At 46.1% G+C, this 21,937-nt stretch carries 27 protein-coding genes; 22 read left to right on the top strand and 5 right to left on the bottom strand.

What is annotated here, in order from left to right:
- Positions 1–11 precede the first annotated feature (11 nt).
- Genes NYG90_RS03165 through NYG90_RS03190 form a run of 6 tightly spaced genes read left to right on the top strand, consistent with a single transcriptional unit; the run spans position 12 to position 2,668 of the window.
- Positions 12–182 (top strand): hypothetical protein, encoded by a 171-nt coding sequence (locus NYG90_RS03165; RefSeq protein WP_285256474.1) that lies wholly within the window; start codon positions 12–14, stop codon positions 180–182.
- The gene (locus NYG90_RS03170) at positions 179–472 is read left to right on the top strand and encodes a YopX family protein (protein WP_285264683.1); all 294 of its coding nucleotides are present in this window, start codon (positions 179–181) and stop codon (positions 470–472) included. Before NYG90_RS03165 ends, NYG90_RS03170 begins: the two co-directional genes overlap by 4 nt.
- On the top strand, positions 465–812 hold the full coding sequence (locus tag NYG90_RS03175) for a hypothetical protein (RefSeq protein ID WP_285256472.1): 348 nt from the start codon (positions 465–467) through the stop codon (positions 810–812). Before NYG90_RS03170 ends, NYG90_RS03175 begins: the two co-directional genes overlap by 8 nt.
- Complete coding sequence (locus NYG90_RS03180; protein WP_285264684.1) at positions 793–1,170, top strand: hypothetical protein; 378 nt, start codon at positions 793–795, stop codon at positions 1,168–1,170. Before NYG90_RS03175 ends, NYG90_RS03180 begins: the two co-directional genes overlap by 20 nt.
- Positions 1,167–1,502 carry a hypothetical protein gene (locus tag NYG90_RS03185; RefSeq protein WP_285264685.1) on the top strand — a complete coding sequence of 112 codons (336 nt, stop codon included), beginning with the start codon at positions 1,167–1,169 and terminating at the stop codon, positions 1,500–1,502. The genes NYG90_RS03180 and NYG90_RS03185 overlap by 4 nt, the downstream gene beginning before the upstream one ends.
- Positions 1,490–2,668, top strand: a complete 1,179-nt coding sequence (locus NYG90_RS03190) for an ATPase domain-containing protein (protein WP_285256469.1) — start codon at positions 1,490–1,492, stop codon at positions 2,666–2,668. The genes NYG90_RS03185 and NYG90_RS03190 overlap by 13 nt, the downstream gene beginning before the upstream one ends.
- 270 nt (positions 2,669–2,938) lie before the next feature.
- Here NYG90_RS03190 and NYG90_RS03195 read toward each other — a convergent pair whose 3' ends face one another.
- Positions 2,939–3,106, bottom strand: a complete 168-nt coding sequence (locus NYG90_RS03195; protein ID WP_285256467.1) for a hypothetical protein — start codon at positions 3,104–3,106, stop codon at positions 2,939–2,941.
- Positions 3,107–3,142: 36 nt separating this feature from the next.
- Between NYG90_RS03195 and dnaG the strand changes: the two genes are divergently transcribed.
- The gene (gene dnaG, locus NYG90_RS03200) at positions 3,143–4,909 is read left to right on the top strand and encodes a DNA primase (RefSeq protein ID WP_285264686.1); all 1,767 of its coding nucleotides are present in this window, start codon (positions 3,143–3,145) and stop codon (positions 4,907–4,909) included.
- 30 nt (positions 4,910–4,939) lie between these two features.
- On the opposite strand, the gene NYG90_RS03205 is transcribed toward dnaG, so the two are convergent.
- Together NYG90_RS03205 and NYG90_RS03210 are read right to left on the bottom strand one after the other, a co-directional pair.
- Entirely contained in the window at positions 4,940–5,182 is a 243-nt protein-coding gene (locus NYG90_RS03205) for a hypothetical protein (RefSeq protein ID WP_285264698.1), read from the bottom strand.
- Entirely contained in the window at positions 5,113–5,406 is a 294-nt protein-coding gene (locus NYG90_RS03210) for a hypothetical protein (RefSeq protein WP_285256464.1), read from the bottom strand. Before NYG90_RS03210 ends, NYG90_RS03205 begins: the two co-directional genes overlap by 70 nt.
- 306 nt (positions 5,407–5,712) lie before the next feature.
- On the opposite strand from NYG90_RS03210, the gene NYG90_RS03215 reads away from it, so the two are divergent.
- The 4 genes from NYG90_RS03215 to NYG90_RS03230 all read left to right on the top strand — a co-directional run bounded on the left by NYG90_RS03215 (position 5,713) and on the right by NYG90_RS03230 (position 8,320).
- Complete coding sequence (locus NYG90_RS03215; protein ID WP_285256463.1) at positions 5,713–6,342, top strand: hypothetical protein; 630 nt, start codon at positions 5,713–5,715, stop codon at positions 6,340–6,342.
- 43 nt (positions 6,343–6,385) lie between these two features.
- Entirely contained in the window at positions 6,386–7,570 is a 1,185-nt protein-coding gene (locus NYG90_RS03220) for a phage capsid family protein (RefSeq protein WP_285256462.1), read from the top strand.
- Between the two features lie 10 nt (positions 7,571–7,580).
- Positions 7,581–7,778, top strand: a complete 198-nt coding sequence (locus NYG90_RS03225) for a hypothetical protein (RefSeq protein WP_285264687.1) — start codon at positions 7,581–7,583, stop codon at positions 7,776–7,778.
- 167 nt (positions 7,779–7,945) lie between these two features.
- Entirely contained in the window at positions 7,946–8,320 is a 375-nt protein-coding gene (locus tag NYG90_RS03230) for a hypothetical protein (RefSeq protein ID WP_285264688.1), read from the top strand.
- Here the strand turns inward: NYG90_RS03230 and NYG90_RS03235 are convergent.
- Positions 8,234–8,623, bottom strand: coding sequence for a hypothetical protein (locus tag NYG90_RS03235; protein WP_285264689.1), 390 nt, complete (start codon positions 8,621–8,623; stop codon positions 8,234–8,236). The genes NYG90_RS03230 and NYG90_RS03235 overlap by 87 nt on opposite strands.
- On the opposite strand from NYG90_RS03235, the gene NYG90_RS03240 reads away from it, so the two are divergent.
- From NYG90_RS03240 to NYG90_RS03270, 7 genes are read left to right on the top strand one after another with little or no spacing between them, the layout of a single operon-like run.
- Positions 8,607–9,503: a gluzincin family metallopeptidase gene (locus tag NYG90_RS03240; protein ID WP_285264690.1), complete on the top strand. Its 897-nt coding sequence runs from the start codon at positions 8,607–8,609 to the stop codon at positions 9,501–9,503. The two genes, NYG90_RS03235 and NYG90_RS03240, sit on opposite strands and share 17 nt — an antisense overlap.
- Before the next feature lie 9 nt (positions 9,504–9,512).
- Positions 9,513–10,316, top strand: coding sequence for a hypothetical protein (locus tag NYG90_RS03245; RefSeq protein WP_285264691.1), 804 nt, complete (start codon positions 9,513–9,515; stop codon positions 10,314–10,316).
- A gap of 17 nt (positions 10,317–10,333) precedes the next feature.
- Positions 10,334–10,879 (top strand): hypothetical protein, encoded by a 546-nt coding sequence (locus tag NYG90_RS03250; protein ID WP_285264692.1) that lies wholly within the window; start codon positions 10,334–10,336, stop codon positions 10,877–10,879.
- The gene (locus NYG90_RS03255) at positions 10,876–11,619 is read left to right on the top strand and encodes a hypothetical protein (RefSeq protein ID WP_285256455.1); all 744 of its coding nucleotides are present in this window, start codon (positions 10,876–10,878) and stop codon (positions 11,617–11,619) included. Before NYG90_RS03250 ends, NYG90_RS03255 begins: the two co-directional genes overlap by 4 nt.
- 10 nt (positions 11,620–11,629) lie before the next feature.
- Positions 11,630–13,309, top strand: coding sequence for a hypothetical protein (locus NYG90_RS03260; protein ID WP_285256454.1), 1,680 nt, complete (start codon positions 11,630–11,632; stop codon positions 13,307–13,309).
- Positions 13,296–14,846 carry a terminase large subunit domain-containing protein gene (locus NYG90_RS03265; RefSeq protein WP_285256453.1) on the top strand — a complete coding sequence of 517 codons (1,551 nt, stop codon included), beginning with the start codon at positions 13,296–13,298 and terminating at the stop codon, positions 14,844–14,846. Before NYG90_RS03260 ends, NYG90_RS03265 begins: the two co-directional genes overlap by 14 nt.
- 12 nt (positions 14,847–14,858) lie before the next feature.
- Positions 14,859–15,305: a hypothetical protein gene (locus NYG90_RS03270; protein ID WP_285256452.1), complete on the top strand. Its 447-nt coding sequence runs from the start codon at positions 14,859–14,861 to the stop codon at positions 15,303–15,305.
- On the opposite strand, the gene NYG90_RS03275 is transcribed toward NYG90_RS03270, so the two are convergent.
- A complete protein-coding gene (locus NYG90_RS03275; protein ID WP_285264693.1) occupies positions 15,284–15,511 on the bottom strand; it encodes a hypothetical protein in 228 nt (75 codons plus the stop codon). The genes NYG90_RS03270 and NYG90_RS03275 overlap by 22 nt on opposite strands.
- Positions 15,512–15,795: 284 nt before the next feature.
- Between NYG90_RS03275 and NYG90_RS03280 the strand changes: the two genes are divergently transcribed.
- The 4 genes from NYG90_RS03280 to NYG90_RS03295 all read left to right on the top strand — a co-directional run.
- A complete protein-coding gene (locus NYG90_RS03280; protein ID WP_285256450.1) occupies positions 15,796–16,197 on the top strand; it encodes a hypothetical protein in 402 nt (133 codons plus the stop codon).
- A 13-nt stretch (positions 16,198–16,210) separates the two neighbouring features.
- Complete coding sequence (locus NYG90_RS03285) at positions 16,211–16,561, top strand: hypothetical protein (protein ID WP_285264694.1); 351 nt, start codon at positions 16,211–16,213, stop codon at positions 16,559–16,561.
- A 115-nt stretch (positions 16,562–16,676) separates the two neighbouring features.
- The gene (locus tag NYG90_RS03290) at positions 16,677–17,090 is read left to right on the top strand and encodes a hypothetical protein (protein ID WP_285264695.1); all 414 of its coding nucleotides are present in this window, start codon (positions 16,677–16,679) and stop codon (positions 17,088–17,090) included.
- 343 nt (positions 17,091–17,433) lie between these two features.
- The coding region (locus NYG90_RS03295; RefSeq protein ID WP_285264696.1) for a PBECR3 domain-containing polyvalent protein at positions 17,434–21,937 on the top strand (4,504 nt) is incomplete at its 3' end.

Below are 21,937 nucleotides of genomic sequence, written 5' to 3' on the forward strand. Positions count from 1 at the left end.
AAGGAGCAGAAATGACAGAATCCCAAGTAAAGCAAATGCAAGAAATGCAAGAAGCAATAGCTAGGCTCACAGAGTCAAACAATAATCTAGTGCAAAATCAGCAACTAGCAATGCTTGCTATACAAGAGCTAGCAGAGAGAGTAAAGAAGCTAGAGAGCAAAGCGCAAAAGGAGAAGCGATGAAGCTAAAAGACTTTGATTTTAGGATTTGGGACAATGGGCAAAAGTATGCTGGAGATGTAGTTAAAAAATATATGGGGCTTAGTGGATTCAGCGATGATGTAGAAGTGGAGCTATGGAGTGGATTTTATGATAGCAAAGGCGTAAAGATATACGAGGGCGACATAGTGCAGGATAGTCAAGGCAATACGCTTGTGGTTAGTGATAGTGTAATAGCGATTATCAAAAAAATCGATGTGGAAGTCATAGGCAATATACACGAGAACGCAGAGCTAAGGGGGCAGAATGAGTAAAGCAACGATTATAGTGGTGAGCCTAGCATTTATAACGCTAATCGGCTTTATTTCAACCCTTAGTGTATGGAACTACACGCAAGGCAAAGAGATAGCAAAGCTTAAAGGCGAGCTAGCAAACGCAAGCACACTCCTAGATACGCAAAATAAGCAAATACTACAAGATAAGCTAGACCTAGAAGCCTACCAAGCACAAGCCCAAGAAATACGCGAGCGAGTCGTGACTCGCTATATAAATACGCATACCAAAGATAAGGCGTGCGAAGCACAATTAAACGCGATTAAAAACGCATTAGAGATATTCTACACAAGGAGCCAAAATGAAAAAAGTGGATTCTAGGAGAAACGCCCCTTATGTCATTGCGAGCGGTGCTTGCACCGCGCGGCGATCCATAAGAACACCAAACGCGGATTCTAGCTTTAAGGCTATGGATCGCCACGCAAGCACTACCGCGCTTGCTCGCGATGACAGAAAAACGAGCAAAGTAGCAAATCCCAACCACACCACCCGCGCGGCAAGGTTGAAGAACAAGCAAAGCAACAATTCTAAACACGCACAAAGGCGGCAGGATTTTGAGGCTAGAATCGGGGCTTTGCAAGGCGAGCGCGGAGATAAGACTGATGGTCTATCGCACAAGCGAGCCGAAGCAATCCACGATTCTAGCCCAAAAGACAACGCCAAAAGGAGCAAACTATGAAAAGGCAAGATTTTATCAACTTTATCCAAAGTCAAAGCAACATCACTTTAAGCAAGTATTTCTGCCAAAACTTAAATGGCTTTATCAATAGCGCGAATGAGAGTGAGCTAGAAGTTTTAAGTGCCAAGATACTCCATAGCAAGAAGCGATTTATCAATGATAATGACTTTTTAGATTTGCTAAAAATGCTTTTCTGGGAGCAAGCGGGCAAAAGGGCTAGCACGGCAAAGATACAACGATATAAGGGCAGCAGATACGAGGAGCAATACCTACTCTCAATGTATTTTTACAAAAAAGAAGTCAAAGAAAGGGAGCTAGAATGGATACTTTAGAGAGCCTAGAGCAAGAGATTTTGCTCTCGATGGTGCATTATAAAGAGGATATTGATGAGTTTCTAGCGATCACGCCGCGCCAAGTCTTTAGCCAAAAGGGCAGCGTGATTTTGGAGAAAATCTTAACCCTGCAAGGCAAGAAAGCCCTAAGCACGCATAGCCTTATGAACGCCCTAACCACAGAGCAGCAAAGCGATGAATATGTGCTTGAACTTTTCAGCAAAGCTCCTAACTCTAGCTTTGTCAATCTCTCCCAAGAGCTAATCACTGCTTATAAGCTAAAAATGCAAAAGGCAAATGGGCTTAAGATGATAAAAGCAAGTGATAACAACACTTTGCTAGATCTCTCAATGCTAGATCGCGCCGTGGAGAGTAATGAGTATAAAAACCTAGCCCAGTGGATCGACTACTACTCTACAAGACCAGAGCAGCCGAAGTTTAAGACAAAGGTAGGATTTTTGGACTCTGTGTTTGATGGGGGGATAGAAGTAGCGCAACTTGTGCTAATCAGCGGCGATCCAGAAGCAGGCAAAACTACGCTAGGACTGCAAGTGCTAGAAAATATCAGCCACTATGCAAAGGTAGGGTTTTTTAGCTTTGAATTTACCATAGAGCAGTATATCCGCGCCAAGCAAGCAGAGAGAAAGCCGCCAAACCTTGATAATATGTATATCATCAACGAAGGCTATGAGCTCTACACAATCGCGCAAAATATTAAAAATCTCTATCGGCAGGGCGTGAAAGTCTTTTTGATCGACTCGCAAATGCGTATCACTAGCCCAAATGGCAGAAATATGGAAGAGGAAGAATCTTTAAAATTTAGCCTTTTGGCAAAGCTGTGCCACTCGTTAGGGATATTAGTATTTCTCATCGTGCAGACTTCTAAGAGCGATCGCGATAATCCTATGGGGAGCAAAAAGGGCGGACACGAAGCCAGCATAATAATCCGCATAGAACACTGCAAGCCAGAGATTGAGGCTTTGCGCGAGTTTAGCGAAAATAGCCGAATGGTGATCTTGAAAAAGAATAAGCAAACAGGCAAGCACTTCAAAGAGAAAGTCGCCTTTGATCCAAACACGCGCAAATTTGCGAGTATAGAGGTGGGGGGGGCAGCGATCACGGAGAGCGTGGAGATGGATAAGATCATAGAAGTGGTATCGATATAGGCGGCTATGGTGGATTCAGCTTTTGCGTGCTTTTCTAAAGAAACTGCGCTTCGCTTGTTTTGGTGGATTCTACGGCGGCGCGGGCTTGCTCATTACCGCTTAGGTAAATCCCTTCGCCCGCGCCTTGAAAACCCCCAAAATCATCGCAAAATCTTAGAATCCTTTATGAGCTTTTTGCCGCGAGAAACTCTAGGAAAAACGCCCAGCCGTCATTGCGAGGGAGCGAAGCGACCGAAGCAATCCACAAAAAAGTGGATTCTAGCTTTAAGGTTATGATCGCCACGCCGACAAGTCGGCTCGCGATGACGGAAAAAAGGCGTTTTTGTGTAAAAAAGATTCTAAGAATTGCGGTGGGGCTGTGTTTGTTTTACACGATTTTTGGGGCAGAGCTAGACTAATGGTCTGCGGTTGCCTCAAAAATCGTGTAATCAATCGCATTGCTCGCCCAAGACTGAATCTAAGAAAGGAAAAAGTATGGTAACAAATATTGAAGCATTAAAATCCCAAAGTATCGTAAGCGTAATTGAACGCTATATCCCTTTGCGCAAAAACGGCACAAACTTCATCGCGTGCTGTCCCTTTCATAGTGAGAAATCCCCTAGCTTTGTGGTAAGCGAGTCAAAGGGAATGTATAAATGCTTTGGCTGCGGCAAGGGGGGCGATGCGATAAGCTTCATCAAAGAGTATGAGAAAATCGACTTCAATGAAGCCTTACAGAGACTAAGCGAGCTTACAAATATCGCCCTAGAGTATGATAAGGAGCAAAGAGTAGGCAAGAGTCCTAGCGAAGTGCTAGAGAAAATCAACACCCTAGCAAAAGCCGAGCTACAAAAGCATAGAGAGATTATAGAGTATCTAGCAGGAAGGGGGATCACGCAAGAGATATGCGAAAAATACGATATAGGGCTAGTGCCGAACACGCAAGAGCTACTAAAACACTTTAGCGCGAGAGAGCTAGTAGAATCCAACTTTGCTAATGAGTATGAAAAGGGCAAAATATCAATCCCTATGCGTGAGAGAATCTCTATCGCTATAAGAAACCCACAACACAAGGTGGTCGCGTTTGTCGCTAGAACGCACCCCCACTACAACTTCAACAAAAACGCCCCAAAATACATAAATTCTAAGGAAAGCTACTTTTACAAAAAAGCCCAGATACTCTACCTTTACAGCAATGCCAAAGCCACGATCCAAGCGCAAAAAGCCGCCTTTGTCGTGGAGGGCTATATCGATAGCATACTGTTACACGAAAATGGCTATAAACACGCGCTAGCCACAGGCGGCACGGCTTTCAATATCCAGCATTTAAATCTGCTTACTAGGCTTGATTGTGAAGTGGTCTTTTGCTTTGATAATGACAAGAGCGGTATGGCGGCAAACTTTAGGGCGGTGAAAGTGTGCTTTCAAGCGGGATTTTATAGGGTAAGGGTGGCACTGCTGAAAAATAAGGATTCTAAGGGGAAATTGTGCAAGGATATAAATGAAGCACTTTTAGCTATGGATCGCCACGCCGACAAGTCGGCTCGCGATGACAGAAAGGGGGGAGCAAGGCTCGCGAGTGACAGAGAAAAGCTAGATTTTAACTTTTTAAATGGTTATGAGTTTTTTATAAAGTGGTTATATAAGAACAAAGACAAACAGCAGGCGTTTAATGAGATAAAAGCCGCGATTGCAGCGTGTAAAAACTTCTACGATAAGCAGGCGTTTTTAGAATGCGCGTGCAAGCTCACAGGAGTGCCAAGCGAGTATTTCACCCAAGATAGACTACCCACAAAGCAGGCTAACGATGATTATAGCAGCCTTATAGCGAGTATTTTGCATAGCGAGGAGTGTGCCTACATCGCAAGCGAATTAGATCTAAGCTTTTTACCCAAAGAGCTAGAGAAAATAATAAGCGGCGCGTTGTCTTTTGGGCTAGAATCGGCGATTGCCGCGCCGAGCTTGTGCGATAGACACCCCAGTCTTATCTCCGCGCACGGCTTGCAAAGCCCCGATTCTAGCTCCAAAATACTGCCGCGAGAGAAAACAGAATCAAAACAGCAAAACATACCTAACGAGTTTATACAAGCTACACCACTAGACTCTAACGAGTTTTATCAACACTACTGCGATCTATATTTAGCACATTTGCACCGCGAGCAGACCAAAGCTAGGGCAAAAAAGGATTTACACTTAGTGCTAGCATTAAGCGAGAAAATCGCCCAAGTCAAGCAAGATATACACGCCCAAAAGGCATTTTAATTTTAAGGGATTCGGCTTTTGCGTGCTTTTCTAAAGAAACTGCGCTTCGCTTGTTTTGGTGGATTCTACGGCGCGGGCTTGCTCATTTACGCTGAGTAAAATCCCTGCGCCCGCGCCGTAGAATCTACAATTTATCGCAAAAAGCCAACACCAAAACCAAACAAAGCCGAATCCCAAAACCAAAAGCCAACGCCAAAGACAACCTAGCCTAGCATATACTTCATCGCCCCGATCAATATCGCAATCGTGCCAGCCTGCAAGCCAAAGACCCATTTTAAGATCTCTACCTTCGCGCTAGAGATCTCCGCACGCACAAAATCTTTAGTCGCTAGCTCGCCCTTAATCTCATCAATCGCGCGTGATTTTAGCTCATCTACACTCACGCGATCCGTGCTAGCCTTGTGTGAAATCACTTCATCAAAGACACTTATAACCTTATCACTATTATTGGGGAATGCCTCTCGCACCAATGCCTTAAAGCTTTCATTTAACACCATAGCACACTCCTTTATCCACATTGTAGCATATCTTTACCCCCTTTTTAATGGGCTAAAACCTGCTAGCATTACAAGCGTGGAGAGAGTCTAAGTGAGAGCCAACTTTCAGCCGTGCAGTCCCCACACACACCCTGCACACTTCATAGTCTCCCTGATTAAGTCAAAATCCTTGCATACAAATCCTTTGAGAGACTCTCTCCACAACACTGCCTTTGACACCCCTTTGACACAACCCCAAGCTTTACCCCTTTTTTCTTTTGGGCAAGTTTTTTATATTACGCTTTTATAAAATGCTTAAGGACACTTATGGAACCACAAGAGCTAGAGACCCAAGAGCCAAGCCAAGAGCTAGCAGAGCAAGCCCAAGCACCACAAGAGCCTAGCCCCTTTGATACAAGCGCAGAGACTAAGGAGCTAGAGACCTTGCAAAATGAGCTAGCACAAAGTGAAGCAGCTTTAGAAGCTAACTTTGCTAAATATGCAAGCGAGCTTATCACACCAGAGCTAGAAGATTTATTTTATGAAGATAAAGAGCAGTTTTTCATAAAAATCGCGCAAATGCAAAATCAATTCTACCAAGATAATATCGCTAGCAAGCAAGCCCGCGCCCAAGAGCTGCAAGGCTCTATCAATCAAAAATCCCTTATGGGGCAGATCGATCAAGCAAGAGCGAAGTTTGAGCAAGAAGCAAGCGTGGATTTAAACACGCTTTTGCAGTTTTATGAGGATTATATCCCAAACGCGGCAAAAGCACAGCTAGATCAATTGCAGCCCTATGACTTTTTCAAACAACTAGAGCAAATCTATCTATCGCAAAATGCCAATCCACAAGGGAGCCAAGGTGGTGAGAAGCCACCAAGCCGCATAGCTGGGAATGCCACCCCAAGTGCCAACCTAGACTATAACGCCGACCTACTCCCTACGGAACGGTATTAGCCCACGGAGCGCGCAAGCGTAAAACACACATAAAGGAGTAACAATGTCTTACCAAAATCCACTAAATGCCATAAACTTTGCCGGCTGGAAAGAAGACCCAAATGTCCAGCTAAATATCGCTAGAGTGATCGAAAAAGCCAGCTGGAGTAAAAGCCCGTTTGAAAGCTTTTTTGGTAAAGGAGCGGATCGCGGCGTGCGATTTTATGCCGTGAAAGACTCCCAGCCCTACCGCCCCCGTTTGAAAGCACCGCTAACAGGCACAGGAGTAGAGGGCAACGCCGATCTAGATACCAACTACGACTCACTAGAGATTATGAGCCAAACGACTTATCCCAAAGTGATCGCAAATGCCATTAAAAGCGAGATTGAAAAATACACCGCTTTAAAGCAAATTGATTTCATCAAAGAAGCCAGCGATAGCTTGACAGACTGGATGCGCTTGCGCAGGGATAAGGCACTTGTATCCGCACTTATCACAGACTTTACAAATTGTGTCGTGTGCGATCAAACGAGCAATTTTAAAGATACTAGCAATGAGCCAGATGTCGCCACTGCCGCTAAGAAAATCAAAAAAGGCGATGTGATGAATGTCCAAGCCCTGCGCCGCGCGATCTTTATGGCTAGAACAGGTATAAACTACAAAGGCAAAGAATGCTACCCGCTAAAGCCTATCAAAAGCGATCTAGTCTCTGTGCAAGGCATATCCATAGAGCATAATAGCTATATCATTTTGCTTGATAGCTATGCCTGCAACCAGCTCAAAAACGACCCTGAATGGATTGAAATGCAAAAAGCAGCGGGCGTGCGCGGCGATGAAAATAGGATCTTTACAGGGCTTATCGGGCTTATAGATAACTGCCCTGTGCTAGATATGGGTATATGGACGCCTTTGCAAAGTGGTATGCCAAATAGCGAGGTAAGTGATACAGACTATATGGCAAATATCAACCCCCAAAACCACAAGAAGCTAACCCCACCTAGCTACTATGCTAATGGTCAGCCTGTAAGTATCGGGGCGTTGATCGGGGCTTCTGCGCTTGTGATGGTCGGCGGCGATAAGGTGGATTTCTACATCGATGAAGCCGACTCTGGGCGCAAAACCATAGTCGGCGTGGATCGTTTGCTAGCTGTCAGCAAAGCGCGATTTGATAGCAATGAGAGCGGAAGTTTAAGTCCGTTTCACGATACGGATTTTGCGTGTATCGGTATCTTTAGCTCTAAAGAATAAGGAGGGCGCGTTGCTTGTTTTAGGAGAACTAGAATCCACTTTTTTATCGTCATTGCGAGGGAGCGAAGCGACCGAAGCAATCCATACACAAAAAGCGGATTCTAGTATGGATCGCCACGCGGATAAATCCGCTCGCGATGACAAAGTGGGGGGGGAGTGTCTCGCGAGTGAGAGAAAAACGAGCAACGCAAGAAAACGCGTTTTCTAAACACGCCACAGGATTCTAGGATTTGCGATGAGAAAGTAGGGTTGTGCAGTGGCGAGCAAGGAGATAAGACTCGAGCGTCTATCGACGCCGCGAGCCACAAACTCCCTGCTTTATCGCGCAAAGCCGAATCCCAAAAAACCAACCCACAAACTACAAGGAGTTTTACAATGAAACAACGAGTCAAAAACATCTACTACCTAGCCAAAGCCCAAGTAACCCTAAAAGAGCTAAAGTCTAAAATCTATGAAGCCGTAGCATTGCCAGCAGGCGCGGAGATAATGAGCATAGATGTCGAAGTGCTAGAGCCAGCAGTAACGGCTACAAAGCTTGATCTAGGGCTTAAAGTAGGCAAAGACTATAGCAAAGAAGCCTTTGGCAATGACTTAAATCTAAGCGCAAAGGCAAACCACAAATCAAGTGTCGTGACTAGCACAAAGCTAGGCGGCGTGGTAACGCTAGAGTTTGATCAAAAGCCAACAGGCGGAGAGGTGGTAGTGAGAGTAGCATATTTTTGCCCAAGCGAGATTTTGACGGAATTCTAGTTTTTTGCGATAAATCGTGGATTCTACGGCGCGGGCTTGCTCATTACCGCTTAGGTAAATCCCTGCGCCCGCGCCTTGAAAACCCCGATTTCTCATCAAAAACCTAGAATCCAGCAGCGTTATAGAATCCAAAACACCTTTTCTGTCATTGCGAGACACTGCGCTAGCAGTGGCGTGGCAATCCATAAGCAAAAAGTGGATTCTAGGAAAACGAGCGAAGCGAAGTTTCTTTAGAAAAACGAGCAACAAAACTAAACGCCACACGCGCAAAAAAAAGGAGGCAAGTATGACCCTATTTGACAAAATCTCCGCCCTTGAAACTACTTTCACCACCGCTAAAAACGACCTACAAGCCCTGCAGCAAAGCGTGCAAGCACATTTAGAATCCTTTGTGCAAGAGAGCCTAGAGACTACAAAAGATAAGGCAAAAGAGTTTTTTACAAAAGAGCTAGAGACCACCGCGCAAACTCTAAACGCGCAAAATATCGCCCAAGTGCAAGAGCTTTTTAGTAAAAATCTCCGCGCCCTAGCCCAAGAGGTAAGCCAAAGCCTAGATCTAGAAGGCATAAGCCGCCAAGTGGCAAGAGACTTTAGCGATCGCAATGCCACCAACCTAGCCCAAGCCCTAAAGCAAATCCTAGCAGGCTTTAAGCTTGATAGCAAAATACAAGCCCTAGAGACAAAGGCAAAAGAGCTTGCGCAAAACTATAAAGACACATTAGATCAGCTTATAAGCGACTTTGGCACTGCGGCAAGCATAAAGCTACAAGCCTACCTAGATCAAAATGCAAGCAAACTCCTAGCCGAGCTAGATCTAGCCGCCATCACCCACGCCGTGCAGGAGAAAATCACCCCGCAAATCAATTTGAGGGAGCTAGAGAGCCAAGCCCTAGAATCCGCAAAAAGCAGCATTGATAATCTTCTAAGCACGCTAGAATCCCAAGAGCAAATCCTAGAGAGCCTAGAAAGTAAGGCTAAAACCATAGCCCTGCAAGCAATGCAAAGTGATGAAGTGATTGTAATGCGCTATGAGACGGCTCTGCGCTTGCAGAGCTTAAAGTGCTTTGCTAGCCAAGAGATCATAGCAAATATCATAGAGCTAAATGCCAAGCGCAAAAACTATGAAGACATCATTACAAACGCCCTAAATGGAGCGGATAAAAAGATATATCTAAGCATATAAGGAGAGCAAGTGGCAAAGGATCTAAGTGATGCTATCGAGCAAATCGACTATGAAAAAGACCAAAGAGAGCAGGGGCTATCCCCAGAGGTGCAAGCAGGCGCAGGGCTTGCTATGCACTTTACCGGCACGCCCCAAGGATACACAGGCATAAAATATTGGGATGAGAAAAAGGAGATAACCCCATATGACGCCTATCTAGCCAAAAAGTATAATGACATCACCTTCACCGGTAATCTCAACATCAATGCCAACACAAAAACCCAGAGCGTTACCAAACTTATGGGCGATATAAGTCAAACACTCGCAGGGCTTGAAAATCTTGAGAAAACTTTAGAGCTAGGGGAGAAGCAAGCGGGCTTTTGGAGTGGGATAGGCAGGAAGCTAAACACTTGGAGTGGCGGTATAGTCCCTATAAGCGAGGACAATGCACGCTATCAAAGCCTAACGCAGCAGAACTTTTACAACATCGCTAGAGGCAATGGGCGACTCACAAATGCAATGGTGGAAGACATCAAAAAGGGAGCTGGGGGAGAGTTTAAAAGCCCAAGCGAGCAAGCAAAAAGACAGGGCGAGACAATGCGCATAGCTTTGACAAATCTAGGCACGCAAATAGAGCAGCTAGAGAGACAAGGATACCCTATCCCGCCCCTTTTAATCTGGCAGTGGAATCGCTACAACGCCCTAGCCCAAGCCGCCACCACGCAGAAAAACTTTCAATACAGCAAATGGTGGGAGCAGCAGCAGAAAAATCAGCCTAAAGAAAACGCTAGCCAAAGCAGCGACACGACCCCCAGACCCTATACGAAGCAGTAGCTAATAAAGGAGAGCAAATGAAAAAGCATAAACAACACTTAATCGATCACAACACCCTAGAATCCACCGCGCAAAAAGTGGATTCTAGCACGGCGGCTATGGATCGCCAAGCCTTGCAGAGCAAGGCTCGCGATGACAGAGAAAACGCGGATTCTAGTAACGCCCAAAATCTAAACAACTCGCAGGCGGCAAAGACAACGCCCACCACCAAACCGCCACAGGATTCTAGCCCTACAACCGCCAAGGCGGCAGGATTTGCCGATGATTTTGGGGGTTTTCAAGGCGCGGGCGAAGGGATTTTACTCGGCGTAAATGAGCAAGCCCGCGCCGTAGAATCCACCAAAAGCGCGGCAAAGACAACGCCCACGCCGCGCAAAGCCGAATCCCAAGCGATTTTATGCGCGTGTAGTGAGTTTGTGTATCTAGGCTCCCTCCCCTACACCCTGCGACTCCCCACAGGCAAGACCTACCCCCTACACCAAGGCGATAGCTTCATAGTCCCCCAAGGTGATCTATCACGCTATCTAGAGTATAAATCCACGATGTTTAAGAAATTGCGATGAATACCACGCGCTTCCACCTAAACTTCCTAGAGCTAGTGAAAATCCTAAAGACCACTAGCTTCCCACAAAGCCAGCTAGCAGAGCTTGCTATGAATGCAGCCTTAAAGCTAGAAGAGCTAGAGCTCCAAGATCGGCAAATCTCTTTACAAGAAGAAAAGACCCGCCAAGAGATAGAGCTACAAATAATCCAAGCCAAAAACCTAAACAAGCAAGCCATAGCCGAAGCACTAAAATCCATAATCCAAGCCGAATCTATGGCAAGATCTGTGCAAGATAATGCCCTAATCAACAAAAGCAATGCGCATGTAGGATTTCTCAATGTCGTAGGCAATGCCAATGATACAAGTGCGATCAAAGCCCACGCTGATAAGGTTATGCAGACAATTAACCTTATAAATGGCAACCCCTTAAATGAAGAGTATGACACCCTGCTAGATAATTTACGCGATGAACTTTTAGAAGCATTAAAAAAGGGCGATGGCTGCAAAGATGTGCTCGTATATGCCCACCGCACAGAGATCCTAGAAAATGAGCGCATAAAGATCCTAGGCTTTTCAAGCTATGGCAATAATGAAACGAGATTTTTCATAAACGAAGAGCAAGTGCAAACCCCCCACGCCAAATCGCTCCTTTTTACTAAAGCAAATGCTGGACTTTATAGCGTGCGCTTTGAAGCCAAAAATGACGCGGGCGAGTGGGTAGCCGATACGATCACCATAGAAGTGCGTAGTATAGTGTAGTGAGCATAGCGTGGGGATCGCGTGGGATAGAGATTCTAAAAGCTATCAAAGAATCAAAAATCGCTATAAAAATAAAAGGCTAGAAGCCTTTATGACAATCAATGCCGAGCATAATCTCTGCTTGCCGCAAGTTTGGCTAGAAGCAGAGGCAGAAGCCTATGGCAGAGTCAAGGCAGATAGCGAGGTGTTTTTGTTTAGCGAGCTAGATCCCATCTCTATGGCACTTATCACCGTAGGCGCGATACTAACGGCAGTCATTACAATCATAGCCCCTCCTGCTGGGTGGCTTGGCTGGACACTTTGGGGCGTGGCTCTTGGGGGGCAAGTAGGCGTAAGTGTCTTAACAATCACGCAGCAAGGCTTTTTAGACCAAGTAGCCTACTCTTTGCAAGCCCAAGCATTAAACACCACCACCCAAGCTAATCTCACCAAAAACACCCTAGAAGCTAGAAGCAATCAGCTAAGCGACTTTCTCATCTACAATCCTTATGCAATTTGTGCCGATGGGGAAGTGTATAAAGCAGGGCAAGCAGGAGGGGAGAGCTTCAACTACACCAAGGCTTATAATCCCGCACAAGGACTACTAGGCGAGTATGCCCTAAGCCCCATTGATGAGCTCACGCAAAATAGATCGCATAAACACCTAGCGGGCAATGACGCCTACACCACCGCGCACAATCCTCTCCCAATCCCACGCAAAAAGGCAGAGCTAGCCTTTGAGAGCGTGCAAGGAGGCATAAAGGCAAGCATACAAGCCCGCCTAGATCAAATCAATGAAGGCTATATGAAGCTATCAAAAGAGTATTTTGGCTATCTGGATTCTGGCAAGCATATAGAGAAATACTACAAACACAGCCAAGATAAGCGCATAGAGCCGCTAAAAAACCGCTACAAGCAAAACGACTTTTTACACAAGCTAGGCAATTATAGCAAGGGCAAAAGGGCGGACTTTTTCTACGAGTATTTAAAGGAGCATAAGCTAAGCACCGATCAACGCCAAAAGATATTGCAAGAAGTGCTAGAATACTACAAAGACAAGCTAGAGTCTGCAAGCACGCCCATAGCAAAAGGCGCGATATTTTTAGAATTATCCTTAAGCTTTGTGGAGAGCTTTTATACAGATCTAGGGGAGCTGGGGGGCTTAGAGTTTGCTGGGAATTATGCTGATGATAGTGCGTTTTCTAGCAAGGCGGAGGCGGAGTTTTATTTTCACTCACAAGGACGATCAAAGGCATTTTTCTTAAACGGCAAGACAAGGGGGCTGCCGCTGCCAAACTTTAACACTGATAAACGCACGCGCAAGGTTACTTTTGCTAATGAAACCTTTGTGCAGGCAAAGCTGAAGCTAGATTTTTACACGCTAGGGTGGAGGGAGATCTTGCACGAGTTTGATGAGATCTATAACCATATAGCAAAAGAGCCTATCCCTGATGATGATCTTATACATTGCGGGGCGTATATTTATCATTTTTGTATCCACAAGAGCAGTGGGAGGGCTTATTGGGTGGCGGGGTGGTTTATCACTACGATCTATGATGACAAAAACTTTGACTACATCACACCCTACACGCTAGATACCGGGACTATCAATGTATTTCTAGCCCTTTTAGATAGGAAGCCAGATCTAAGCGAGCAAGAGTGGGAGCAAGCCTATAAACTCTACACAGGAGCAATGAGTGAATCCACATAAAAAAGAGCTAGCAAAAAGAGCGTTAGCAAGAAAGAGCCTAAAGGAATTTGTGCTACTAAAATGGCAGAGGTATAATCAAATGCCCTTTAATGATAGCTGGCATTATGACTATCTCTGCGCCGTGCTAGAATCCACTCTGCCACAGAGTGATGGCAAACCTATAACAAGACTTATGCTAAATATGCCCCCAAGCTATGGCAAGACAGAGATAATCGCAAGAAGCTTTATCGCGTGGGCGTTGGGGAAGTATCCGTGGCGCAAGTTTTTTTATATATCTTATAGCGATGAGCTTTGCCGCAAGATCTCAAACCAAGTGAGAGATCTTATGAAAAGCCCCTTTTATGCCCAGACCTTTAATAAATCGCCCGTGTTTTTGCAAGATAATGCCAATGAATTTGTGCTTAAAGAGGGCGGAGGGCTTTTTGTAACGACTTTGAAATCTGCGATCACAGGCTTTCACGCACATCAAATAATCATCGATGATCCCATAAAAGTGAGTGCGATGAGCAGCCGCGCTGAAAGAGTGCTAGTCAATCAAAACTTCAAAGAAAGCGTGCTTTCACGCTTGCAGGACAATGAGAGTAATATCACGATCTTAATGCAACGCCTTGGCGAGCAGGATCTATGCGGATTTTTACAAGATCCTAAGAACTTCGAGCAAGACATCATAAATGAGTGGAAAATCATCAAGCTAAAAGCCCTAGCCACAGAAGATGAGACCCACAGCATAAAGGGCAAGATCTACACACGCAAAAAGGGGGAAGCGTTGTTTGCCGCAAGGCATAGCCCAAGCGAGCTGGAGTTTTTACGCTTGCAGATGGGTAATGATGAGTTTAGCACGCAATATCAGCAAGAGCCTATCGCAAGTGAAGCGGGCTACTTTGAAAAAGTGTATTTTAAAACGATCCCTGCCTTTGAGTGCGCCGCGCAAAATCTCTATATCTTTGTGGATAATGCCATAAGCCTAAATACCGCAGCGGATAATCGCGCTATCGTTTTAGTAGGCGTAGAGAGCTATAAAGACTCTATGCGCTATGTCGTGCGCGATTGTATCTATGGGATATGGAGTGAAGAGCAGACCATAGCAAACTTGCTAGATATGATGAGCCAAAATCCACAAGCAAAAGTCTATATAGAAAGCGATGGCGGAGGGCTAACGCTGGAGAGACTGCTACAAAATGAGCTAGTCAAAACCAATAACGAGCTAAAAAGCCAAGATAAACCACCCATCACCAATGACATAAAATGCTACACCCCAAGCCGCAAGATCTCTAAGGTAGAAAAGATCAAAGCCCTGCGCCCCTACTACAACACAGGCTACCTTGTCTTTCTACACAACGCAAGAGGGCTAGCACAGATACAAAAAGAGCTTTTTAGCTTCAATCCAGAAAAGCCCTTTAGGAAAGATGACTGCATAGATGCCATCGCAAGCGCGTGCGCACATAGTGAGATCGTAGCACCGCCAAGGGCGAGTGTGAAAGTGAGAGAGAGTGGGAGGCGGGGGAGTGGAGGGGCTAGGACATTTTGGAGAATCTAGGGGATCTTATCTTTGCGCGATAAACCTTTGATTGCTGCGCCGCGCGAGCTCGATAGGCGACCCAGCCTTATCTCACTCACGCGGCTTGCAAAGCAAAGGTTTCTCATCGCAAATATAAAATCCCTGCACCTACGCTTGCAAAGCCACGATTCTAGTCTCAAAATCCTGCCGCCTGCGCCGTGTTTAGATTTGTCGCGTTTTTGGTTTTTCAATCCTAGAATCCACTTTTTTATCGTCATTGCGAGTGAAACGAAGCAATCCATAAAAAAGTGGATTCTAGCACGACGGCTATGGATCGCCACGCCGACAAGTCGGCTCGCGATGACAATAAAAAAGCGGATTCTAGGATTTGCTAAGATCGTGGGCGACTTTGATCCCAAGACACAAGACAAACGCTATGCTAGCAAAAATACTCCCAAACACGACTACCTCAAGCATCACAACTCCTCTAGCTCTTGAATTTGACTCATAATAATCTTGCTTATGTAGTAAATCGCCGTAGCGCAGATCGCCACACACACCACAGAGCCAAGCACGATAAACCAATCCGTTTTATCATAGTTTAAAACCAGCCAACCAGATAAAGCCAAAAGCGTAGCCACAGCGATCCCTAGCCAAAACTTAAGGATATTTATAGTCTCTTTTACTTTATCGATTTTTGCCATAGGGAATTGTAGCAGATTTTACCCCTTTTATAAAAAGTGGATTCTAGGAAAAATCGCGTGTGTTTATGGATCGCCACGCCGACAAGTCGGCTCGCGATGACAGAGAAACGAGAAACGAAAGAAAACGCGTTTTCTACACAAGCAGCTAGGCGGAAGGGTTTTTGATGAGAAAGCTTTGCCTTACGAGCGCGGGCGCAGGGATTTTACTCGGCGTAAATGAGCAAGCCCGCGCGAAGTAATCAAAGCTTTATCGCAAAAGCCACCGCCAAAAGAGAGGAGTAACAATGCTACAAACAGGAATAACCCCTACTTGGCAAGCCCCCCTACAAACCCAGCCACTCACTTTTGGGGCAAGCCAGCAGGGCATAAACACCCTAGCCAAAAACGCAAGCCTAAAAATGCCAAGCCTAAACCCCGCCCAAGCCACGCCCACCGCTCAAGGACTCACCGCAGGGCAAGCAACGCTAGGGGGCATAAACGCAGCCTTATCAGCCACGCAGCTAGGGCTTGGCATTTGGAATCAAATAAAGAGCCAAGAGCTAGCAGAGAAGCAGCTAAAGACAGCCAAAGATCAGCTAGATATAGAAAACACCCGCTGGCAAAATCGTGAAGATGAGCGCAAGGCAAATAATCAAGCTATAGCGCAGAGTGCGAATGCCCTACAACTCCCCACAGAGAGATATTAAAAGGATTTAAGCTTTGGGGCTAGAATCGTGGATTTCATCGCCGTGCTTGTGCGATAGGCGACCCAGCCTTATCTCCGCGCACGGCTTGAAAACAAGCGAAGCGGTGCAAGGCGTAGCCGCAGCAGGTTTCTTTAGTAAAAACCACGATTCTATCTCCCAAATCTTAAACCCAGCAGCTAAAAAATATCAAGCTTTTAAGACCAAAACGCCCTTTCTCTGTCATTGCGAGGGAGCGAAGCGACCCAAGCTTTCCATAAAAAAGTGGATTCTAGTATGGATCGCCACGCCTTGCAGAGCAAGGCTCGCGATGACAGAAAAAGCAACAATTCTAAACCAACCAAGCAAGCGGCAGGATTTGCGATGAGAAAGCTTTGTTTTACGAGCGCGGGCGAAGGGATTTACCTAAGCGGTAATGAGCAAGCCCGCGCGAAGTAATCAAAGCTTTATCGCGCAAAGCCAACGCGAGAAAGGAGCAAACAATGCGCCAATTTATTTACCCTTTTAACCCCACCCACGCCACACTCAAAGACCCCTATGGGCGTGTGCGAGCCAGCTTCACCCTGCAAAATGGCACAAACACACTCCCAGAACTAGAGTCCGCAGGCTTCTACTATGAGAGCCAAGATGGCGCGCGCTTTTATATCTATAAAGGCAGCGGTGTGCTAGAGTGGGAGCACTGCCAAAGGGGCTATGATTTTAGTGACCTTACTAAGCCCCCAGCACTTAAAGCCCTAGATCAAGCCTTACAAGCCAAAAGCCTAGATCGCCAAAGCTTTAGAGACTTTGTGCAAGTCTATGATCTAAACATTGAAAAAGGCGCAGAGTATCTACTGCCACCGCATTTTGCAAAGATTGATAGGGCGTTGGCTTTCACACTAATTACCCCTTTTTAAAAAAGTGGATTCTAGGAATAATCGCGTTTGTTTATGGATCGCCACGCGGATAAATCCGCTCGCGATGACAGAAAAGGGACTTTTGCAAGCAACGCGCCAAATTAAAAACGCCGCAGGATTCTAGGTTTGCCAGCGAAGCCCAAAATCTAACCAAGCACGCAAGCGGCAGGATTGAAAAACCAAAACGCAACAATTCTACACAAGTAGCTAGGCGGAAGGATTTGCGATGAGAAAGTAGGGTTGCGAAGCCTTTTGCGCGGAGATAAGCCTAGATGGCTATCGCACAAGCAAAAGGCAAGCTCCCTGCTTTATCGCGCAAAGCCAACGCCAAAAAGGAGAAAAAATGGTAGATCCACGCACAGCCACCACCACCACCCAACCCCGACTGCGCTTCAACTTTGACAAAGCCAAGCAAAGCGGCGCAAGCGATGAAGATATACTAGAATTTTTGCAAAGCAGAGATACCAATATCGACTGGGGAGAGCTAGAGACAAGATCGCAAGGCTACCAAAATCCACTCGCTTATAAGATAAGCACGCTTGCACAAAACGACTGGGAATTTCTCCCGCCAAAGCCACAAGAATCCACGCCGCCAAGCCCAAGCCTAGAATCCACCCTGCCAAGCCCCACGCAAGAAGACTTCACCCCCACACTTGATAAGCTAGAAAATGAAAGCGCACTGCGAGAGATCTACCGCGATCTAGCACCTAGCTTTATGCTCACAAAAGAGATGGAGCAAGACAACACCACACTGCAAAAAGCTATCGATGAAGCCAAAGAGCAAGGCAGAGCCTTTAGCGATTTACACCCAAGCCTAAAGCAAGCCCTACGCAAAAGAGCGCACCAAGAAAAGAGCGTCTTCACAAATCCACTCGCCACGCCCCACGACCTAGCCTTAGAGTCGTATGAAAAGGATCTAAGAGACCTACACATCGCTAAAAAGACCCCCCAAGAGCTAGACCAAAGCGACAAAGACTATATCAAATCGCGTGCAAGCGCGTGGGATAAGATCTTTGCTAGTGATGATGAAATATACCGCGATTTTATAGAAAATAAACGAGCCCAAAAGATCGTGCCAAAAGAGATGAAAACAGCCCTTGAAGTGCTAGATAACTTCCACCAATACAAAAGCATAGCAAGCTTGCTTACCGGAAGCGATGAAAAGGCAAAGACAGACTACCTAAACTCCGCCCACACAATCGCTACAAATCTAGGCTTTGAAGGCATAGGGGTAAATGACAAGGGGGAGCTATTTTTGAACCACAAGGGCGAGTTTTATCGCATAAATAGTGGCTTTTTTGAAAGCTTGCCTACGATTTTAGCGGCAAATGCTGGGAGTATCACAGGGGGCATTGCCGGGGCGTTTGCAGGCGCGGCAAGGGGAGCCAAGCTTGGCAGAGCTGGTGGGGGCTATGGCGCGACTGCTGGGGCAGTGGTGGGGGGAGCGGTGGGAGCCTTTGGCGGAGGGGCGTTAGATACGATCCTAGGCAATGCATACTTACACAGAGAGACTAATGCCCAAGAGATCTTAGCCCACGCCACACAAGAAGGCGTGCTAAATATCGTGGGCGATATGGCAATTTTGGGCGCGATCAAGGCGTATGACAAGCTTAAAGGAGCTGGCATAGCCCAAAGCCTAGGCAAGATCATAGACTACACGCCGGTGCTAGGCTTTGTCAAACGCTCCCAAGATGGCAACCAAGCTATGGCACAAAAGCTGCTCTCTCAAACCTACACCAAAGAGCAAGAAAAATCCCTGCAAGAAGCCAGCGAAAACTTTGGTCTAGCCTTAGAGATCGGCGATCACACAAAGCGCATAGATACGACAAATCTGCCTCCAAAGTTCAAAGATGCAGTAGATAAGGTGCAAGATATTTTTACGCTGAAAAATCAGCAGCAGTTTCAAAACAGGCTTTTGCAAGCGATCCGCGCTGATGAGAGCGGGAATTTACTAGGCTTTATCACAGAAGCTGCGAGCAAATCCCCCAAAGCGCACAATACTTTGACAAGGATTTTACACCAAACCACCCAAAAGCTTAAGAGAAGCCTAGAATCCATCGCGCCAAAAAGTAGCCTTAAAGCTATCTTTGATGAGCTAGAAAAAGGCACAAAAGACTCTTATGATGAAGCGATCACGCAGATTTTAGGCACGATCTATGATGATACCTACAAGGTCAATCTAAACACGCTTAAAGAGCAAAGCGGCTCCCAAAGCTTTGAAGCCTTTAAGCAAAGTCTAGCAGACTCTGGAGTCGCCCCAGAATCTAGTGCCAATTTCTTAAACTTTATAGAAAAAAACATCTATAACCCAAAGGGCGTATCCTTCACGCAGCTAAACAACGCGCTAAAAAATCTCAACGCCTACTACAAAAACGAGCGCGATCCAAACTTCAAAACCCACATAAAGCACGCTTATGATAGCTTTGTGCGAAGCGATATAAAAGCGGGCATTGAAAGTATCTTTGCCCAAAACAAAGTAGCCTACAATGACGCAAAAACGCTCTTTGATACGGCGTTGCTTGATTATGCCACGATGAAAGATAGCCTAAAGCTAGCTGATCGCCTGAAGATCCGCGACCGCAAAAATACCAATGAAAAAGCCCTGCAAAGCTTGCTTGATTTTGCCAAGGGGCAAGGCGACAAAGAAGCAAATCTCGATGCTATCACCAAAGCCCTACCACAAGGAGCAAGAGCGCATATAGAGATCGCTATGCTAGAAGAGCTTTTTAGGAAGTCTATGCTAGAGGTGCGCGATATACAGGTATTTAATAGCACGAAGTTTTTAGAGAATATCAAAGAGCTAAAGGGCACTTTCACTTCAAAGGCAGCCCACGACTACATCAACGCCGCGGAGAAGTTTCACGCGCTTTTTAAAAATGATCCTTTAATCTTACAAGCCATAAAGCCAGCGACCACGGACAAGATCGGCTCTAGTATCGCTACCACGCTTGAAGGGGCAGTGAAGTTTCAAGTGATTAAAGGGATCTTTGCCAATATGATAAGGCTTTTGCCACATATACCGCTTCTACCCTCTGTGAATCAAAAGGTCCAAGGAGCCGCCCTGCGCCACCACCTAAGCAAAGCCCTAGAATCTAGCTACAACATAGGCGATCTAAAGCTAGAGCTCGCGCGGCTTGAAAAGCGCGGCGACTTCACAAATGCCACAAAAGAGCATATAAGAGCCTTTAAAGGGGAGCTAGATAACGCACGCCAAGAGGTGCTAGATATAGCCAAAACGCCCCACGCCCTAGAATCCACATCGCCAAGCCCAAAGAGCGAGACAACCCAGCCGTCATCACCGAGCGACCCCCACTCTGTCATCGCGAGCCGCGATAGCGGCGTGGCGATCCACAAGGAAGCACCGCAAGAAATGCCAAAAGTGGATTCTACTCAAAACGCCCAAAATCTAAACAGCACGCAGGCGACAACGCCCCCAGCGCAAAAAGTGGATTCTAGCCCAAAATATCACACTATAAGCACCCAAGAAGCACAAGAGCTAGCCGAGCATTTTCACTTCAAAGGCGCAAAGCCACTAGTGCGAGAAGCTAGAGAAAATGAGATAGCCCACGCGCTCAAATCCCACGGCGATGAAGCCACAGAATCCGCACGAGGAAATATCGCCATCACCCGCGCGGATATTGAAACAAACTACCCCAAAATCACGCAAGAGCACGATGAGAAATTCTACACTGACACAGGCGTGATTTATGTCAAGCAAGTCAATGGATACCACATAACCATAGAGGAAGCACTGCTAGGGCAGGATAAGCTGATATTTAAAACAATGTGGAAAACAAAGGGGAATTACAACAAAGAAGTGCTACTAAAAAATGCTAAGGCTAGCCCATATCCGCATAACGCAGATGAAGCGGCAAAGAGTGAATCTATCTCTAATCCTAGCTTAGAGCAGGGCAGTCCGCTACAATCTCACCAAAGCACAAGCGATTCTACCACACAAAGCCTAATGCAGCAAGCCAAGCAAGAAGCCCTAGCCAAGCAAAATGAGCTAGCAGAGCAAGCCAAGGCAAAAGAGCTAGCCGAGCAGCAAACCGCCCAAGCGATCAAGGACCACAACGACCAAATCCAAGCCCAAAAGGATGCGCGAGTGGGCAAGGGCGAAATGGATCGCGATATACACATAGGCGACCCCATAGAAGTGCGCAAGACCAATGCCCCTAGCACAAGCATAGCCACTGATGATGATAATATCTACCAGCTAGATTTTGTGATCGTGAAAGCAAGCGATGTCAAGCCAAATTTCAGCAGTGATGGACTCCAGCCACGCACGCAAAAGGAGCATAAGACCATAGAATCCATAGCCCAAAACTTCAAGCCAGAAATGGTGCTAGGGAGAGGCGGCTACAAAGATCTCCCCATCATCGCAAAAGATGGGCAAGTCATCACAGGCAATCACCGCGTGCAAGGCTTTAAGGACTTCACCCAAGAGAGCCGCGCCGCGTATGAAAAGGCGATAAAAGACCGCTTTAATATCGAGCTAGCCAGCGATGAACTGCTACTACGAACGCCAAGCGATGATTTAAGTATAAAAGAGCTTTTAAGCATAGCCTACAACTCCAACAAAGAAGACATTAAAAACTTGGGCGATCATATTTACAGCGTGCTAGGACGATACGCGCCAAACTTTGCCAAGCTCCCACGCCAGCTAGAATCCACTAGCGTCCAAGAGCTAAAGAGCAAAATCGCTAGAATCCTAGATCCTAGCCCCTACCCCAATGAAAACGATGCCAACTTAGCCCTGCTAGCCAACACCATAAAAGCGGATAAAAATGCCAATATCACAGAAATGCTAAATGCCTTTAGCAAACTTGATAAAGAAGATGCGGATA

Source organism: Helicobacter zhangjianzhongii, assembly GCF_030249855.1.
Lineage (GTDB): Bacteria > Campylobacterota > Campylobacteria > Campylobacterales > Helicobacteraceae > Helicobacter_B > Helicobacter_B zhangjianzhongii.

Excerpts from the sequence above, each read along its gene's own strand:
- NYG90_RS03165 (WP_285256474.1), top strand. The coding sequence starts at position 12 with ATGACAGAATCCCAAGTAAAGCAAATGCAAGAAATGCAAGAAGCAATA.
- NYG90_RS03170 (WP_285264683.1), top strand. The coding sequence starts at position 179 with ATGAAGCTAAAAGACTTTGATTTTAGGATTTGGGACAATGGGCAAAAG.
- NYG90_RS03175 (WP_285256472.1), top strand. The coding sequence starts at position 465 with ATGAGTAAAGCAACGATTATAGTGGTGAGCCTAGCATTTATAACGCTA.
- NYG90_RS03180 (WP_285264684.1), top strand. The coding sequence starts at position 793 with ATGAAAAAAGTGGATTCTAGGAGAAACGCCCCTTATGTCATTGCGAGC.
- NYG90_RS03185 (WP_285264685.1), top strand. The coding sequence starts at position 1,167 with ATGAAAAGGCAAGATTTTATCAACTTTATCCAAAGTCAAAGCAACATC.
- NYG90_RS03190 (WP_285256469.1), top strand. The coding sequence starts at position 1,490 with ATGGATACTTTAGAGAGCCTAGAGCAAGAGATTTTGCTCTCGATGGTG.
- NYG90_RS03195 (WP_285256467.1), bottom strand. The coding sequence starts at position 3,106 with ATGCGATTGATTACACGATTTTTGAGGCAACCGCAGACCATTAGTCTA.
- dnaG (WP_285264686.1), top strand. The coding sequence starts at position 3,143 with ATGGTAACAAATATTGAAGCATTAAAATCCCAAAGTATCGTAAGCGTA.
- NYG90_RS03205 (WP_285264698.1), bottom strand. The coding sequence starts at position 5,182 with ATGGGTCTTTGGCTTGCAGGCTGGCACGATTGCGATATTGATCGGGGC.
- NYG90_RS03210 (WP_285256464.1), bottom strand. The coding sequence starts at position 5,406 with ATGGTGTTAAATGAAAGCTTTAAGGCATTGGTGCGAGAGGCATTCCCC.
- NYG90_RS03215 (WP_285256463.1), top strand. The coding sequence starts at position 5,713 with ATGGAACCACAAGAGCTAGAGACCCAAGAGCCAAGCCAAGAGCTAGCA.
- NYG90_RS03220 (WP_285256462.1), top strand. The coding sequence starts at position 6,386 with ATGTCTTACCAAAATCCACTAAATGCCATAAACTTTGCCGGCTGGAAA.
- NYG90_RS03230 (WP_285264688.1), top strand. The coding sequence starts at position 7,946 with ATGAAACAACGAGTCAAAAACATCTACTACCTAGCCAAAGCCCAAGTA.
- NYG90_RS03240 (WP_285264690.1), top strand. The coding sequence starts at position 8,607 with ATGACCCTATTTGACAAAATCTCCGCCCTTGAAACTACTTTCACCACC.
- NYG90_RS03250 (WP_285264692.1), top strand. The coding sequence starts at position 10,334 with ATGAAAAAGCATAAACAACACTTAATCGATCACAACACCCTAGAATCC.
- NYG90_RS03255 (WP_285256455.1), top strand. The coding sequence starts at position 10,876 with ATGAATACCACGCGCTTCCACCTAAACTTCCTAGAGCTAGTGAAAATC.
- NYG90_RS03275 (WP_285264693.1), bottom strand. The coding sequence starts at position 15,511 with ATGGCAAAAATCGATAAAGTAAAAGAGACTATAAATATCCTTAAGTTT.
- NYG90_RS03280 (WP_285256450.1), top strand. The coding sequence starts at position 15,796 with ATGCTACAAACAGGAATAACCCCTACTTGGCAAGCCCCCCTACAAACC.
- NYG90_RS03290 (WP_285264695.1), top strand. The coding sequence starts at position 16,677 with ATGCGCCAATTTATTTACCCTTTTAACCCCACCCACGCCACACTCAAA.